This is a genomic window from Plesiomonas shigelloides (genome assembly GCF_900087055.1).
GTDB lineage: Bacteria > Pseudomonadota > Gammaproteobacteria > Enterobacterales > CAMTGL01 > Plesiomonas > Plesiomonas shigelloides.
In genome coordinates this window covers 2,713,999-2,730,624 of sequence record NZ_LT575468.1, presented here as the reverse complement: position 1 = coordinate 2,730,624, position 16,626 = coordinate 2,713,999, and the positions used below count along the sequence as shown (strand labels likewise).

Sequence of the window (16,626 nt, the reverse complement as noted above, 5' to 3'; positions counted from 1 at the left end):
ACCGCTAACTCTGCGGTTCATCTCGGCAGATTGGCAACGATGTTATCCAGCTCCCAGCAAGTGATACCAAGCAGATCATGAGTAATCAACTGATGGTGAATTTAAGCGTTTTGGGCTCCACCGGCTCTATCGGTGTCAGCACTCTTGATGTCGCGGCACGTAATCCGCAGCGTTTCTCGGTGGTCGGGTTGGCCGCGGGTCGTAATGTCAGCGTCATGGTGCAGCAATGTCTGCAATTTCGCCCCCGTCTGGCGGCGATGGCCGATGCCGATGCTGCAGCGGCTGTGCGTGCACAACTGCAACAGCACGGCTGCCACACTGAAGTGCTCAGTGGTGAAGCGGGCGTGTTGGCGGTGGCCGCGCAAGAAGAAGCCCATCAGGTGATGGCGGCCATTGTCGGCGCCTCGGGCCTGCTGCCAACCCTGGCCGCGATTCGCGCAGGTAAGCGGATTTTGCTGGCCAACAAAGAAGCGTTGGTCACTTGTGGTCGCCTGTTCTTGCAGGAAGTGCAGCGTCATCAGGCGCAGTTGCTGCCGGTGGATAGCGAACATAACGCGATATTTCAGTGTTTGCCTGAAAATGTGCAGCGTGAGCTGGGCTTTTGCGATCTGGCAGCGGCGGGTGTCGATAAAATCGTCTTGACCGGCTCTGGCGGGCCATTTCGCACTACGCCACTGAGCGAGTTTGCCGCGCTGACACCGGCGCAAGCCTGCGCCCATCCTAATTGGTCCATGGGGCGAAAAATCTCGGTGGACTCGGCTACCATGATGAACAAAGGGCTGGAGTACATCGAAGCGCGCTGGCTGTTTAATGCCAGTGCTGAGCAGATGGAAGTGATTATCCACCCGCAGTCGATCATCCATTCGATGGTGCGTTTTAGCGATGGCAGTGTAGTGGCGCAGATGGGTAATCCTGATATGCGCACCCCAATTGGTCATGCTATGGCGTATCCTGAGCGTATTCAAACCGGTGTAGCGCCGCTCGACTTTTTCCGCTTATCGGGCCTGAGCTTTGAGCAACCTGACTTTAACCGCTACCCGTGCCTGCAATTGGCTATCGAAGCATGCCAGCAGGGGCAGATGGCGACGACCGCCTTGAATGCGGCCAACGAAATCAGTGTTGAGGCCTTTTTGCAGGGACAAATCGGCTTTACTCAGATTGCCACCGTGAACCGACAGGTGTTGGATACGCTGACGTTACCGGAACCTACCTCGGTTGAGGATGTCCTAGAGATTGACCGTCGCGCCCGCGCGTGCGCCGCGCAGCAGATCACCGCGTGTTAAATGCGGCCTGCCGCGGCGCGACGGCAGGTTTGTTCCGCTATTCACGAAGTGATATAGTGATGTTTTAAGCTGTCGCTTTTTCTCGGTCACGTTTTGACGTTGGTCGTAAATAACACAGTGATCGCGAACAAAAAGTAAGAAAGGCAAAAAAGAGATTGCGCAAGGCCGTGTGTTAACACGGCTTTTTTACGATCCGGTCCTCGACGCCGGCCAGAATTCCGCGGGCAGCCACTGGCGCCGCGGAGCAAAAAGCGCAGTAAGACTTTGACAGGAATGACTTAGACACCTATGGCAGAGCCGCAACCGCAAGCATTTACAGCCGAACAACTGCCTAAACACGTTGCTATTATCATGGATGGCAACGGACGCTGGGCCAAGCAACAAGGCAAAATGCGGATTTTTGGACATAAAGCAGGTGTTAAAGCTGTACGCCGTTCAGTCAGTTATGCCGCCCGCAACCATATCCAATCCTTGACCTTGTACGCATTTAGCAGTGAAAACTGGCGCCGTCCTGAGCAGGAAGTTTCCGCGCTCATGGAATTATTTATGCGCGCACTCGATAATGAAGCTAAGAGCCTGCACAAGAATAATATCCGCCTGCGGATTATCGGTGACATCTCCCGTTTCAGCACCCGGTTACAAGAGCGCATCGCCAGTGTGGAAGCGCTCACCGCCAACAACACCGGTTTGGTGTTAAATGTGGCCGCTAACTATGGTGGGCGCTGGGATATCGTACAAGCCACTCGGCAGATTGCTGCCCAAGTACAAGAGGGTAAACTTCACACTGATGATATCGACGAAACCTTGCTCAGTAAGGTGATATGCATGGGGGATCAACCTCCAGTAGACTTGGTCATCAGAACCAGTGGCGAGCATAGGATCAGCAACTTTTTGTTGTGGCAGATAGCCTATGCCGAGTTCTACTTTTCTGAGGTGCTATGGCCAGATTTTGATGAACAAGAATTTGACCGTGCTGTTTCATCCTTTGTCTGTCGCGACAGACGTTTTGGTGGTACTGGCGACAACGGCCGTTGAGCAACGGCGGATGAGTAGAGCTTAGGAGGTTTCATTGCTCAAGCAACGTATTATTACTGCACTGATTTTGGTTCCTTTAGTCATTGCAGGCTTATTTTTACTGTCGCCGCTGCATTTTGCCTTGCTGGCGCTGGCGTTGAGTATGCTGGCTGCCTGGGAGTGGGCATTGTTGGCTGGCTTTGAAAATAAAGCTGTACGCGCGGGTATCGCGGTGATTTGTGGTTTGGGCTTGGGCGCCTCCTTACTGGCTGTGCCGGTGCAGGATACCTCGATTCTATTGCAAAACACCTTTATCCGGACGGTGCTGATTATTGCCCCGTTGTGGTGGCTGCTGGCCTTAGGGTTAGTGCTTGGCTACCCGAGTTCGGCTAAATGGTGGCATAACGCCAAACGGTTGAAAGTTCTCTTCGGTTTGCTGACGCTGGTGCCGTTTTTCTGGGGCTTAATTGTGCTGCGCATGTACTCGTACAGCGTAGACAGCTCTTTTGGGGCTGTGTGGATTTTGTATCTGCTGTTCCTGATCTGGGGCGCTGACTCGGGGGCGTACTTTACCGGTAAGGCCTTTGGTAAGCACAAGCTGGCACCGAAAGTGTCACCGGCGAAGACTTGGGAAGGCGTGATTGGCGGCCTGACAACATCTGCCGTGATTGCGGTGGTGTTCGATCACTTCTCGCCACTGCAAGCCGGGACTCACAGCATGATCATCAGCTCGGTGATCGCCGTGGCCGTATCAGTACTGGGCGACCTGACCGAAAGTATGTTCAAGCGCGAAGCAGGCGTCAAAGACAGCGGACAAATTATGCCGGGCCACGGTGGGGTGCTCGATCGTATCGATAGCCTGACCGCGGCGGTGCCGGTATTTGCCTGCTTGTTACTGCTGGTTTTTTAATGGCGTTCAAGCCGTCATGCTGAATGGCAAGCTTACAGAGCAGACAAGGATAGAACGATGACAGGAGCGCTTTGGAATCTGCTGGCGTTTTTAGTGGCGCTGGGGATTCTGATTTCAGTTCACGAATTTGGCCATTTCTGGGTGGCGCGTCGCTGCGGGGTTAAGGTCGAGCGTTTCTCGCTCGGCTTTGGCAAAATTCTGTGGCGCCGCGTGGATAAGCAGGGCACCGAGTTTACCCTGTCGCTGATCCCACTCGGTGGTTATGTCAAAATGCTCGATGAGCGTGTGGCACCGGTACCGGATGAGTTGCGCACGCAGGCGTTTAACAATAAAACCGTCTGGCAGCGTGCCGCCATTGTGGCCGCAGGTCCGTTCGCTAACTTTGTGTTTGCGGTGCTGGCGTACTGGGCGGTATTCCTGCTCGGGATCCCGAGTGTGCATCCGGTGGTAGGCGCTGTGGCGCCGAATTCGATTGCTGCGCGTGCTGGAATTACGCCGGGAATGGAACTTAAATCGGTTGCCGGTATCGAAACACCTGACTGGGAGTCAGTGAATCTGGCGTTGGTGTCACTGATTGGTGATCAACAAGCCACGATCGACGTCAGCCCCTTTACCGCATCCGGTACAACTGCGGTGATGCAAAAAACGCTACCGCTGGATGGGTGGAGTTTTGAGCCCGATAAGCAAACCGCATTTGGTGCGCTGGGGATCACGCCGAAAGGCCCAAGCATTTTGACCGAGATTGCTTCTGTGGGCGCCGATTCACCGGCGACACAGGCTGGTTTGCAGGTGGGCGACAAGATTATTGCTCTCGATGGTCAGCCGCTGACTGATTGGTCTAGCTTCGTGCGTCAGGTACAAGCGCATCCGTTGCAACCACTGCAACTGGTGGCCGAGCGTGACGGGGTGACCCGAAACGTGACTCTGATCCCGCAAGAGCAGACTGACGGTCAAGGCCAACGCATCGGTTATGCCGGTATCGCACCAAAAGTGTTACCGTTACCGGCAGAGTATCAGTTTGTACGCCAGTTTGGTCTGGTTGACAGTCTGATCAAAGCGACACAAAAAACGGTACAATTGTCCGAACTAACCTTGGATATGCTGGGGAAACTCTTTACCGGCGATGTCGGTATCAAGAGTTTGAGCGGTCCGATCTCCATTGCCAAAGGTGCCGGGATGACGGCGGAATTCGGGCTGGTATTTTACTTAGGTTTTCTGGCGCTAATCAGCGTGAACTTAGGTATTATAAATCTGTTTCCTCTGCCGGTATTGGATGGCGGACATCTGCTGTTCTTGGCCATTGAAGGGGTGACAGGTAAACCCTTGTCAGAGCGGGTGCAGGAGTACTGCTTCCGTTTTGGCACAGTATTATTGGTGTTGTTGATGGGCGTTGCGCTATTCAACGATTTTTCCCGCCTGTAAGCGGGGCAATTAGGAAGAACGCATAATAAAGATGGCGATGAAAAAACTGCTTCTTGCGTCGCTGCTTTTCAGCAGCGCCACCGCTTACGGTGCCGACTTTGTAGTCAAAGATATCCAGTTTGAAGGTTTGCAACGTGTCGCCAAAGGTGCGGCATTGTTGAGCATGCCGGTACGAGTGGGTGATGAAGTTAATGACGACGAAGTCGCGCAGATTATCCGAGCCTTGTTTGCTACCGGTAACTTTGAAGATGTGCGCGTGCTGCGTGATGGCTCAACCTTGCTGGTGCAGGTCAAAGAGCGTCCGACGATTGCCAGCATTACCTTCTCCGGTAACAAGGCACTGAAAGAAGATGCCCTGAAACAAAACCTCGATGCTTCGGGGATTCGAGTGGGTGAAGCGCTGGATCGTACCTCGCTGTCCACCATCGAAAAGGGCTTGGAAGATTTCTACTACAGCGTGGGTAAATACAGCGCCAACGTGAAAGCGGTGGTGACGCCACTGCCACGTAACCGTGTCGATCTGAAACTGATCTTCACCGAAGGCGTATCCTCCAACATCCAACAGATCAACATCGTTGGGAACAAAGCGTTCAGCACCAATACCTTGCTGTCCCAATTTGCCCTGCGTGATGAAGTGCCATGGTGGAACTTGGTTGGCGATCGTAAGTACCAGAAACAAAAACTGGCCGGCGATCTGGAAACCCTGCAAACCTACTACCGTGACCACGGCTATGCCAATTTCCGTATCGAGTCGACTCAGGTCAGCTTGAGTCCGGATAAAAAAGGCATCTACATCACCATCAATATCGATGAAGGCAAGCAGTACAAGCTGCAAGGGGTGACCCTGACCGGCAATCTGGCCGGCCATGCTACGGCACTGCAAGCGCTGGTGCATGTTGAGCCAGATGAGCTGTATAACGGCACCAAAGTGACCCGAATGGAAGAGGACATTAAGTCCTTGCTGGGGCGCTATGGCTACGCGTATCCGAAAGTGACCACTCGCCCAGAGATGGATGAGAAAAACCAGACCGTCAAGCTGGTGATGAATGTCGAGCCGGGTGAGCGTTTCTACGTGCGTCGTATTCGCTTTGAAGGCAACGACATCACTAAAGATGAAGTGCTGCGCCGCGAAATGCGTCAGATGGAAGGCTCGTGGCTGGCCAGTAATCAGGTCGAGTCCGGTAAAGAGCGTCTGAACCGTCTGGGCTACTTTGAAACCGTGGATACCGAAACGGTACGAGTACCGGGTACCCGCGATCAGGTTGATGTGCTGTACAAGGTCAAAGAGCGTAATACCGGTAGTCTGAACTTTGGTGTCGGTTACGGTACGGAAAGTGGTATCAGCTTCCAGGTCGGGGTGCAGCAGGAGAACTTCCTGGGTACCGGTAATACCGTGGGGATTAACGCTACCCGTAACGATTACCAGACCTATGCGGCCTTTGAATACACTAACCCATACTTCACCAAAGATGGCGTGAGTCTGGGCGGTCGGATTTTCTATAACGACTTTAAAGCCGAGCAAGACTACAGCCTGTCTGAGTATAACAACCTCAGCTACGGTGTAGATGGCACACTGGGCTTCCCGGTCAATGAGTACAACAGCCTGCGTACCGGTATTGGCTATGTACACAACGAAATCTCCAATATCACCCCTACGGTGAACATGCTGTCTTATTTGAACAGCATGCAAGACAGCTTTGACAACCAAAAACTGTCCTCGGATGATTTCCAGCTGACTGCCGGTTGGACCTATAACAACTTGGACCGTGGTTTCTTCCCGACCAAAGGTATTCGAGCCAACTTGAACGGTAAGATCACTACGCCTGGCTCCGATAACCAGTTCTACAAACTGAACTTTGATATCGCCGGTTACTATCCGCTGGATCGAGACCGTGAGTGGGTGGTACTGGGTCGTTCGCGTTTAGGCTATGCTGATGGTTACGGTGATAAAGTGTTGCCGTTCTATGAGAACTTCTACGCCGGTGGTTTCAGTACTGTGCGTGGTTTCCGTTCTAACACCATCGGTCCAAAAGCGATTTACTTCTACAACAAAGGCACTGACGATCGTTGCACCAATCCAAAAGATCCAAGCACTTGTGTGCTGAGTGGCTCTGAGGATGCGGTGGGCGGTAACGCCATGGCAACGGCCAGCGCCGAGCTGATTGTGCCAACGCCGTTTATCAGCGAAAAATACCGTAACTCGGTACGTACCTCGGTGTTTGTGGATGCCGGTACGGTGTGGGATACCCACTGGAGCTCCAGTGCGGCGATCTTGAATGCCGGTTACGCGACAGAAAATCAGCAATACTTTGGTGATTACGGCGATCCGAGCCGGATCCGTATGTCTGCGGGTATCGCCCTGCAGTGGATGTCACCGCTTGGCCCACTTGTATTCTCGTACGCGCAGCCGTATAAGAAATATGAAGGTGACCGGGTTGAACAATTCCAGTTCAATATCGGCAGAACATTCTGATAGCCGTGCTATCAATATAAAAGTAAGGAGACAACCTTGAAAAAGTGGTTACAGGCAGCTGGCGTAGGTATTGCGCTGATGGCATCGAGTGCCGTGGTGAATGCCGCCGAGCAGAAAATTGCTGTTGTTGATGTGGCAAGTGTGTTCCAACAGCTGCCACAGCGTGAAAAGGTTGCGCGTCAGCTGGAGTCTGAGTTCAAGAGCCGTGCTTCTGAACTGCAGTCTCTGGAAAAGCGTATCCGTGATCGCATGGAAAAGCTGCAGCGTGATGGCAGCACGATGTCTAACAGTGACCGCACCAAAGCAGAGCGTGATATCGCCCAAATGCAGGCTGATTTCAATCTGAAAGGTCGTGCACTGGAAGAAGATAGCCGTCGTCGTCAGGCCGAAGAACGTAATAAGATCCTGCGTCAGGTACAAGATGCAGTGAAAACCATCGCTAACAAGGAAGGTTACAGCGCAGTTATTGATACCAACGCTGTCGTGTTTGCGCGCCCTGACATGGATATCTCTTCTCAAGTTATCAAAATGGTAGGCAACAAGTAATGTCAGGATTCCGTCTTGCGGATCTGGCTGAACATTTGGGTGCTGAAGTACACGGAGATGGCGATACCGTCATCTCCGGTATTGCTGCACTGGATAATGCTCAGGCCGGTCAAATCACCTTTCTGTCCAACAGTAAATACCGTACCCATCTGGCGCAATGTGCGGCCAGTGCTGTTGTTTTAACAGCAGACGATGTACCATTTTGCACTACCAATGCATTGGTCGTTGCTAATCCTTATCTGGCCTATGCTTTATTGGCGCAGTATATGGATACAACGCCGCAGCCGGCACAGGATATTGCTCCAAGTGCGGTGATCGCGGACAATGTACAGCTGGGTCAGAATGTGTCCATCGGTGCCAATGCCGTGATTGAATCCGGTGTGGTGCTGGGCGATGGTGTGGTGATCGGGGCGGGTTGCTTTGTCGGCAAACAGACCAAGATTGGCGCCGGTACGCGTTTGTGGGCGAACGTCACTGTGTATCACCGTATCACCATCGGTGAGCAGTGCCTGATTCAGGCCGGTACCGTGATTGGTGCTGACGGTTTTGGTTATGCCAATGATCGTGGTCGCTGGATTAAAATCCCTCAGCTGGGTGGCGTGCGTATCGGTAACCGCGTCGAGATCGGGGCTTGTACCTGTATTGACCGCGGCGCGCTGGAAGACACCGTCATTGAAGATGGTGCGATAATTGATAATTTATGCCAGATTGCCCATAACGTGGTGATCGGCGAAAATACCGCCGTAGCCGGCGGTGTGATTATGGCGGGCAGCCTGAAAATTGGCCGTCATTGTATGATTGGTGGTGCCAGCGTGATCAATGGTCACATGGAAATCTGCGATAAAGTCACTGTCACCGGTATGGGTATGGTGATGCGCCCCATTAGTGAACCGGGAATGTATTCGTCCGGTATTCCGCTGCAAAACAACAAAGCTTGGCGTAAAACGGCCGCTTTGGTGATGAACATTGATGAGATGAACAAGCGTCTCAAAGCAGTGGAGCGGAAGCTGGAAAAAGAAAGCAACGAGTAAGTGTCTTTTCACCCGTTGCCGCTGTCCCGCCGGGGCAGCCGCTGAAGTAGACTGACGGCCTGCCATGCGTGCAGGCCGTGTTATTCCTGACGTAACCCGAATACCTATTCCCGCTCAGATGATAAGAGACAGGAACATTATCTTGACGACTCAAGCAAACTCATTACAGATCGAAGAAATTCTGGACCTTTTACCGCACCGTTATCCGTTTTTACTGATTGATCGGGTGCTGGATTATAAAGAAGGTGAATACCTGCACGCACTGAAGAACGTTTCTGTGAACGAGCCGTTTTTCCAGGGGCACTTCCCGCAAAAGAAAGTGTTTCCAGGTGTGTTAATTCTGGAAGCCATGGCTCAGGCAACCGGCGTGCTGGCATTTAAAACCTTCGGCAAGCCAAACGGTAATGAGCTGTATTATTTTGCCGCGATTGATAATGCCCGCTTCAAGCGTCCGGTGACTCCTGGCGATCAGATGGTGTTTGAGGTGCAGTTCCTGAAAGAGCGTCGTGGTATTGCGCGTTTCACCGGAGTTGCCAAAGTGAACGGCGAAGTCGTGTGTGAAGCTGACTTAATGTGTGCACGTCGAGAGGTGTAATCCGTGATTCATGAAACGGCCTTCATTCATCCTTCTTCTATCGTAGAAGCAGGGGCGGTAATCGGTGCGGGTGTGCAAATCGGCCCGTTTTGTGTGGTTGGCGCTGATGTAGAAATCGGCGAAGGCACCGTACTGAAATCCCACGTGGTGGTGAACGGCCATACCCGTATCGGACGCGATAACCAGATTTATCAGTTCGCGTCGATCGGCGAAGCCAATCAGGATAAGAAATATCACGGTGAACCGACGCGAACCGAAATCGGCGATCGCAATGTGATCCGCGAAAGCGTCACCATTCACCGCGGCACCGTGCAGGATACCGGGATCACCCGTGTGGGTAACGATAACCTGCTGATGATCAATGCGCACATCGCGCACGACTGTGTAGTGGGCAATAACTGTATTTTCGCCAATAACGCTACGCTGGCAGGTCACGTTGAAGTGGAAGACTTTGCCATTGTCGGTGGTATGTCGGCAATCCACCAATTCTGCCGTATCGGTCAGCATGTGATGCTGGGCGGTGGCTCGATTGTGGTGCAAGATGTGCCGCCGTTTGTGATGGCCCAAGGCAACCATGCGGCGCCATTTGGCGTGAACATTGAAGGCCTGAAGCGTCGCGGTTTTGAAAAGCCGACCCTGCACGCGATCCGCAATGCCTACAAGCTGATTTACCGCAGTGGTAAGACGCTGGATGAGATTCGTCCTGAGTTGGCTGAGTTGGCCAATGCGCATCCGCCTGTACAGGCATTTATTGACTTCTTAGCGCAATCGCAACGCGGAATTATCCGTTAATACGAGACTTCGTTAAATCGAGACTATGCCTCAACACTATGCAGCCTGAGCAGACATCGTTACCGGTCACGCAACCTCTGGTGATTGGCATTGTGGCCGGAGAAACCTCCGGCGACATTCTCGGGGCCGGTTTGATCCGCGCCCTGCGTGCCCAGCATCCGGATGCCCGCTTTGTCGGCATCGCCGGCCCGCGTATGCAGGCCGAAGGGTGCGAAAGCTGGTTTGATATGGAAGAGTTGGCCGTGATGGGGCTGGTGGAAGTGCTCAAGCACTTGCCGCGTCTGCTCACGATCCGCCGGACTCTGGTGCAAAATTTTACTCGCCTCAAACCGGATGTGTTTATCGGTATCGATGCGCCAGATTTCAACATTGGTCTGGAGCTAAAACTCAAGCAGCATGGGATCAAGACGGTGCACTACGTCAGCCCATCAGTGTGGGCGTGGCGGCAAAATCGGGTATTCAAAATTGCCAAAGCCACCGATCTGGTGCTGGCCTTTTTGCCATTCGAGAAAGCCTTCTACGATCGCTTTAATGTCCCGTGTCGTTTTGTCGGTCATACCATGGCTGACAGTATGCCGTTGGAAGCTGATAAAGCCGGTGCGCGTCGGACGCTGGGCTTGAGCGAGGATGCCTCAGTGCTAGCGGTGTTGCCGGGCAGCCGGGCAGGTGAAGTGGCCATGTTGGCGGAGCCGTTTTTGCAAACGGCGCAGCGTTTGCAGCAGCTGCGTCCGGAGTTGCAAATATTAGTGCCGATGGTCAATGCGCGTCGTCGTGAGCAGTTTTTGGCGTTAAAGGCTGAGATTGCTCCGGATTTGCGTATCACCTTGCTCGATGGCCAAGCGCGGGACGCAATGACGGCGGCCGATGCGACGTTGTTGGCGTCCGGTACAGCAGCCTTAGAGTGCATGTTGGCCAAATCACCGATGGTGGTAGCGTATCGGGTCAAACCGCTGACTTACTGGCTGGCCAAAAAGTTGGTCAAAACCGAGTTTGTTTCGCTGCCTAACCTGTTAGCCGGTAAGAAAATCGTGCCCGAGCTGATTCAGGAAGATTGCACGGTTGAGCGCCTAACCGCCAAGCTCAGCATGCTGTTGTCGCAGGATAACCGCTGCTTAAAGCGGATGTTTACCGAGCTACATCAGAAAATTCGCTGCGATGCTGACCAGCAGGCGGCGGCAGCGGTACTGGATTTGATTCAACGTGATGACTGATTTATTTGTATATCCGGATGCTGGTTTGATTGCCGGTGTCGATGAAGTGGGGCGCGGTCCGTTGGTGGGCGCGGTGGTCACTGCGGCGGTGATCTTAGATCCCGCGCGCCCAATTGTTGGCTTGGCCGACTCGAAAAAGCTGTCAGAAAAAAAGCGTTTGGCGCTGTTTGATGAAATCAAAGAAAAAGCGCTGGCGTGGAGTTTAGGTCGCGCCGAGCCGCATGAAATTGATGAGCTGAACATTTTGCACGCCACCATGCTGGCGATGCAGCGCGCGGTGGCGGGGTTGCCTATCACGCCAGAGTTTGTGCTGATTGACGGTAACCGCTGTCCAGCGCTACCGATGCCAGCGCAAGCGGTGGTCAAAGGGGATAGTAAGGTCGCCGAAATCAGTGCCGCGTCTATTTTGGCCAAAGTGACCCGAGATCGGGAAATGGCAGAGCTTGATGCGCAGTATCCACAATACGGCTTTGCCAAGCATAAAGGCTATCCGACTGCCGATCACTTACGGCTGTTAGCCGAGCACGGCGCGATTGCTGAGCATCGTCGCAGTTTTGCGCCCGTGAAGCGGGCGCTCGGGCTGTAATCGACCGCTTAGCGAGCCAAAAGCACTAACGGGTGTGTACCCGACGTTATTGCGTTTAGATGCGCCGCATCTGAGCGATGGAATTGAGAGTTAAGGAGTGTTTCCTGATGGGGCAGCCCCGTTTTGTTCACTTACGGGTTCACAGTGATTACTCCATGATTGACGGGCTGGCGAAAACCGGCCCGTTGGTCAAAAAAGCCGCCGCACTTGCAATGCCGGCATTGGCTATCACCGATTTCACCAACCTGTGTGGTCTGGTGAAATTCTACGGCACCGCGCACGGTGCTGGTATCAAGCCCATTATCGGGGCTGACTTTTTAATGCATAACCCCTTATTGGGGGATGAGCTGGTGGAGCTTACCATTCTGGCGGCCAATAACACCGGTTATCAGCATCTGACGTTACTGATTTCGCAAGCGTACCAACGTGGTTATGTGCAAGGTGGGCCAGTCATCGAACGTGATTGGTTAGAGCAACACCACGAAGGACTGATTGTGCTTTCCGGCGCCCGTTATGGCGATGTCGGCAAGGCACTGCTGCGCGGTAATCAGGAGTTGGTGGATGAGTGCATCAACTTTTACCAAACCTATTTTCCGGATCGCTACTATCTGGAGCTGATCCGTACCGGTCGTCAAGACGAAGAGACTTACCTGCATTTTGCGGTTGAATTGGCTGCGCGTTGCGATCTGCCGGTGGTGGCGACCAACGATGTGCGTATTTTGACGCCGGAAGATTTCGACGCCCATGAAATTCGGGTCGCCATTCACGATGGCTTTACCCTCGACGATCCAAAACGACCGAAGAAATACAGTGCGCAGCAATATCTGCGTAGCGAAGACGAGATGTGCGAGCTGTTTGCCGACATCCCGCAAGCGCTGGAAAACAGTGTAGAAATTGCCAAACGTTGTAACGTAACCATCCGTTTGGGCGAGTACTTCCTGCCGCAATTCCCGACCGGCGATATGTCCACCGAAGATTTTCTGGTGATGAAATCCCGCGAAGGCTTGGAAGAGCGTCTGGAATTCTTGTTCCCCGATCCGGCTGTACGCGCCGAGAAGCGCCCCCCTTACGATGAGCGTCTGCAAATCGAGCTCGACGTAATTAACCAAATGGGCTTTCCGGGTTACTTCCTGATCGTGATGGAGTTTATCCAGTGGTCCAAGGATAACGGTATTCCGGTAGGCCCTGGGCGCGGCTCGGGTGCTGGTTCATTGGTGGCCTATGCGCTGAAAATTACCGATCTGGATCCGCTGGAATTTGACCTGCTGTTCGAACGTTTCTTGAACCCTGAACGGGTTTCCATGCCCGACTTTGACGTCGACTTTTGCATGGATAAGCGCGATCAGGTTATCGAGCACGTGGCCGATATGTATGGTCGTGATGCGGTATCCCAGATCATCACTTTCGGTACCATGGCGGCCAAAGCGGTGATCCGTGATGTGGGCCGTGTGCTGGGCCATCCGTATGGCTTTGTGGATCGCATCTCGAAGCTGATCCCGCCTGATCCTGGCATGACCTTGGCGAAAGCCTTTGAAGCCGAGCCACAGCTGCAGGCGGCGTATGACGCCGATGAAGAGGTGCGGGCGCTGATCGATATGGCGCGTAAACTGGAAGGGGTCACCCGTAACGCCGGTAAACACGCCGGTGGGGTGGTGATTGCGCCAACCAAGATCACCGACTTTGCCCCGCTGTATTGCGACTCCGAAGGTCATCATCCGGTAACCCAGTTCGATAAAAACGATGTGGAATACGCCGGTCTGGTGAAGTTTGACTTCCTCGGCCTGCGTACCTTGACCATCATCAACTGGGCGTTGGAGATGATTAACCCGCGCTTGGCCAAAGAGGGCAAGCCTCCGGTAGATATTGCGGCGATTTCGCTGACCGATCCGGCCTCGTTTGAGTTGCTGCAACGCTCTGAAACGACCGCGGTATTCCAGCTCGAATCGCGTGGTATGAAAGATTTGATCAAACGTCTGAAGCCCGACTGCTTCGAAGATATGATCGCGCTGGTGGCGCTATTCCGTCCGGGCCCACTGCAATCCGGGATGGTGGATAACTTTATCGACCGTAAGCACGGGCGTGAAGCGATCTCGTATCCGGACGTGCAATGGCAACATGAGTCACTGCAACCCATTCTGGAGCCGACCTACGGCATCATCTTGTATCAAGAACAGGTGATGCAGATTGCCCAGACGTTATCCGGCTATACGCTCGGCGGTGCGGATATGCTGCGCCGTGCGATGGGTAAGAAAAAGCCAGAAGAGATGGCCAAGCAGCGCGGCACCTTTAAAGAGGGCGCGGAGAAGAACGGCGTCGACGGTGAGTTGGCGATGAAAATCTTCGACTTGGTGGAGAAGTTTGCTGGCTACGGCTTTAACAAATCGCACTCCGCGGCCTATGCGCTGGTGTCTTACCAAACGCTGTGGCTCAAGACTCACTATCCGGCGGAATTCATGGCGGCGGTAATGACCGCCGATATGGATAACACCGATAAAATCGTTGGTCTGGTCGAAGAATGCCGTCGCATGGGGCTGAAAATTCTGCCTCCAGATGTGAATAGCGGTGAGCATCACTTCCGTGTCAACGAAGCGGGCGAGATTGTGTACGGCATCGGGGCGGTGAAAGGGGTCGGTGAAGGCCCGATCGAAGCGATTGTCGAGGCGCGTCAAGCCGGTGGTTATTTCCGTGACCTGTTTGATTTTTGTGCCCGCGTGGATGTTAAACGCATCAACCGCCGAGTACTGGAAAAGCTGATTTTATCCGGCGCGATGGATCGCTTAGGCCCGCACCGCGCGGCGCTGATGGCGAGTTTGGAAGAAGCACTGAAAGCGGCCGATCAGCATGCCAAAGCCGAAGCGTTGGGGCAGGCTGACATGTTCGGCGTGCTGGCCGATGCGCCGGAGCAAGTTGAACAGGCATATGCCAACGTGCCGCCGTGGCCAGATCAAGTGTGGCTGGAAGGGGAGCGCGAGACGCTCGGCTTGTATCTGACCGGACACCCGATCACCCAGTATCTGAAAGAATTAGACCGCTATGTGCCGTCGCGCTTAAAAGATATGGTGCCATCGCCACGCGGTCAGGTTACCGTAGCGGCTGGCTTGGTAGTGGCTGCGCGGGTGATGACAACGAAACGTGGCTCGCGGATCGGTCTGGTGACACTGGATGATCGTTCCGGCCGACTGGAAGTAATGTTATTCTCGGATGCACTCGATCGTTATCAGCATCTGGTGGAAAAAGACCGCATTTTGCTGGTTACCGGACAGGTCAGCTTTGATGACTACTCCGGCGGACTTAGAATGACGGCTAGAGAAGTGCTTGATATTGGTGAGGCGCGGGAAAAATACGCCCGTGCACTTGCCATCTCGTTAACAGACGGGCAAATTGATGACCAGTTTTTCAGCCGTTTCCGACAGGTGCTCGAGCCGCACCGCGCCGGGAGTGTGCCGGTCAATATTTACTACCAGCGGGATGACGCGCGCGCCCGGCTGCGTTTAGGTACTGAATGGCGTGTAACCCCATCCGATCAATTGCTACTCGGTCTGCGTACGCTGATCGGGAATGAACAGATCGAGCTGGAGTTTGACTAGGACAACCATAATTATGAGTCTGAATTTTCTGGATTTTGAACAGCCAATTGCCGAATTGGAAGCCAAAATTGATTCGCTTCGCTCGGTAAACCGCCAAAACGAGGATCTGGATTTCGATCTGGATGATGAGATCCGTCGTTTACAGGATAAGAGCGTAGAGCTGACCCGCAAGATTTTTGCGGATCTGGGCGCTTGGCAGATTGCCCAGCTGGCGCGTCATCCGCGTCGCCCTTATACGTTGGATTATATCGACCAGATCTTCACTGAGTTTGATGAGCTGGCCGGGGATCGCGCTTACGCCGATGACAAAGCGATTGTCGGCGGGATTGCCCGTTTGGAAGGGCGTCCGGTGATGGTTATTGGCCATCAAAAAGGCCGTGAGACCAAAGAGAAGATCCGTCGTAACTTCGGCATGCCAGCACCAGAAGGCTACCGTAAAGCCCTGCGTCTGATGAAGATGGCGGAGCGCTTTAAGCTGCCGATCATTACCTTTATCGATACCCCAGGTGCTTACCCTGGCGTGGGTGCAGAAGAGCGTGGCCAGTCCGAAGCGATTGCGCGTAACCTAAAAGAGATGTCGATGCTGACCGTACCGGTCATTTGTACCGTGATTGGTGAAGGCGGCTCTGGTGGCGCACTGGCGATCGGGGTGGGTGATAAGGTTAACATGCTGCAATACAGCACCTATTCGGTGATTTCACCGGAAGGCTGTGCCTCCATTTTGTGGAAGAGCGCCGATAAAGCGCCACTGGCCGCGGAAGCGATGGGGATCACCGCGCCGCGTTTGCATGAGCTGGGTCTGATTGACAGCGTGATCGGTGAGCCACTGGGTGGTGCGCACCGTGATATGGCGGCAATGTCGGCGGCACTGAAGGCACAACTGCAACAAGATCTGCAGGATTTGGACGTGCTGGATGAGAATATGCTGCTGGAGCGTCGTTATCAGCGTCTGATGAATTACGGTTATTGCTGATTTATGCAATAAATTTGATAAAATGCTTAAGAAGCGGCTGTGATGGCCGCTTTTTTATTATGTCGACAAGTCGCTGAGATTTGTCATTTTCACGCCGGTAGAACGCCCTTTTACATCAAGAAAACCTCATTTTCTCCACTTTGTGTGAGAGAGAAAGTTTTGCTGCGGGGAAAACCGTGCTAGCCTTGCGCACTCGAAATTTT

13 protein-coding genes are annotated in these 16,626 nt (G+C 53.5%); all 13 read left to right on the top strand.

Translation table 11 applies throughout. The features are described 5' to 3' along the window. Positions 1 to 92 precede the first annotated feature (92 nt). Positions 93 to 1,283, top strand: a complete 1,191-nt coding sequence (gene ispC, locus NCTC9997_RS12155; RefSeq protein ID WP_064978510.1) for a 1-deoxy-D-xylulose-5-phosphate reductoisomerase — start codon at positions 93 to 95, stop codon at positions 1,281 to 1,283. A 288-nt stretch (positions 1,284 to 1,571) separates the two neighbouring features. Further along, on the top strand, positions 1,572 to 2,318 hold the full coding sequence (gene ispU, locus NCTC9997_RS12150; RefSeq protein ID WP_064978159.1) for a (2E,6E)-farnesyl-diphosphate-specific ditrans,polycis-undecaprenyl-diphosphate synthase: 747 nt from the start codon (positions 1,572 to 1,574) through the stop codon (positions 2,316 to 2,318). Positions 2,319 to 2,352: 34 nt separating this feature from the next. Continuing rightward, complete coding sequence (gene cdsA, locus NCTC9997_RS12145; RefSeq protein WP_010864527.1) at positions 2,353 to 3,207, top strand: phosphatidate cytidylyltransferase; 855 nt, start codon at positions 2,353 to 2,355, stop codon at positions 3,205 to 3,207. 57 nt (positions 3,208 to 3,264) lie between these two features. Further along, complete coding sequence (gene rseP / locus NCTC9997_RS12140) at positions 3,265 to 4,629, top strand: sigma E protease regulator RseP (protein ID WP_064978158.1); 1,365 nt, start codon at positions 3,265 to 3,267, stop codon at positions 4,627 to 4,629. A gap of 31 nt (positions 4,630 to 4,660) precedes the next feature. Continuing rightward, the gene (gene bamA, locus NCTC9997_RS12135; protein WP_010864525.1) at positions 4,661 to 7,102 is read left to right on the top strand and encodes an outer membrane protein assembly factor BamA; all 2,442 of its coding nucleotides are present in this window, start codon (positions 4,661 to 4,663) and stop codon (positions 7,100 to 7,102) included. Positions 7,103 to 7,138: 36 nt separating this feature from the next. Further along, a complete protein-coding gene (locus NCTC9997_RS12130) occupies positions 7,139 to 7,648 on the top strand; it encodes an OmpH family outer membrane protein (protein ID WP_010864524.1) in 510 nt (169 codons plus the stop codon). Further along, on the top strand, positions 7,648 to 8,679 hold the full coding sequence (gene lpxD, locus NCTC9997_RS12125) for a UDP-3-O-(3-hydroxymyristoyl)glucosamine N-acyltransferase (protein WP_064978157.1): 1,032 nt from the start codon (positions 7,648 to 7,650) through the stop codon (positions 8,677 to 8,679). The genes NCTC9997_RS12130 and lpxD overlap by 1 nt, the downstream gene beginning before the upstream one ends. Positions 8,680 to 8,821: 142 nt before the next feature. Further along, the gene (gene fabZ / locus NCTC9997_RS12120) at positions 8,822 to 9,274 is read left to right on the top strand and encodes a 3-hydroxyacyl-ACP dehydratase FabZ (protein WP_010864522.1); all 453 of its coding nucleotides are present in this window, start codon (positions 8,822 to 8,824) and stop codon (positions 9,272 to 9,274) included. A gap of 3 nt (positions 9,275 to 9,277) precedes the next feature. Beyond that, positions 9,278 to 10,066: an acyl-ACP--UDP-N-acetylglucosamine O-acyltransferase gene (gene lpxA / locus NCTC9997_RS12115; protein WP_010864521.1), complete on the top strand. Its 789-nt coding sequence runs from the start codon at positions 9,278 to 9,280 to the stop codon at positions 10,064 to 10,066. 38 nt (positions 10,067 to 10,104) lie between these two features. Next, positions 10,105 to 11,277: a lipid-A-disaccharide synthase gene (lpxB, locus tag NCTC9997_RS12110; protein WP_064978156.1), complete on the top strand. Its 1,173-nt coding sequence runs from the start codon at positions 10,105 to 10,107 to the stop codon at positions 11,275 to 11,277. Beyond that, positions 11,270 to 11,863, top strand: a complete 594-nt coding sequence (gene rnhB, locus NCTC9997_RS12105) for a ribonuclease HII (protein WP_039045876.1) — start codon at positions 11,270 to 11,272, stop codon at positions 11,861 to 11,863. Before lpxB ends, rnhB begins: the two co-directional genes overlap by 8 nt. A 107-nt stretch (positions 11,864 to 11,970) precedes the next feature. Continuing rightward, the gene (gene dnaE / locus NCTC9997_RS12100) at positions 11,971 to 15,450 is read left to right on the top strand and encodes a DNA polymerase III subunit alpha (RefSeq protein WP_010864518.1); all 3,480 of its coding nucleotides are present in this window, start codon (positions 11,971 to 11,973) and stop codon (positions 15,448 to 15,450) included. A 13-nt stretch (positions 15,451 to 15,463) separates the two neighbouring features. Beyond that, positions 15,464 to 16,423, top strand: a complete 960-nt coding sequence (gene accA, locus NCTC9997_RS12095) for an acetyl-CoA carboxylase carboxyl transferase subunit alpha (protein WP_010864517.1) — start codon at positions 15,464 to 15,466, stop codon at positions 16,421 to 16,423. Positions 16,424 to 16,626: the final 203 nt, after the last annotated feature.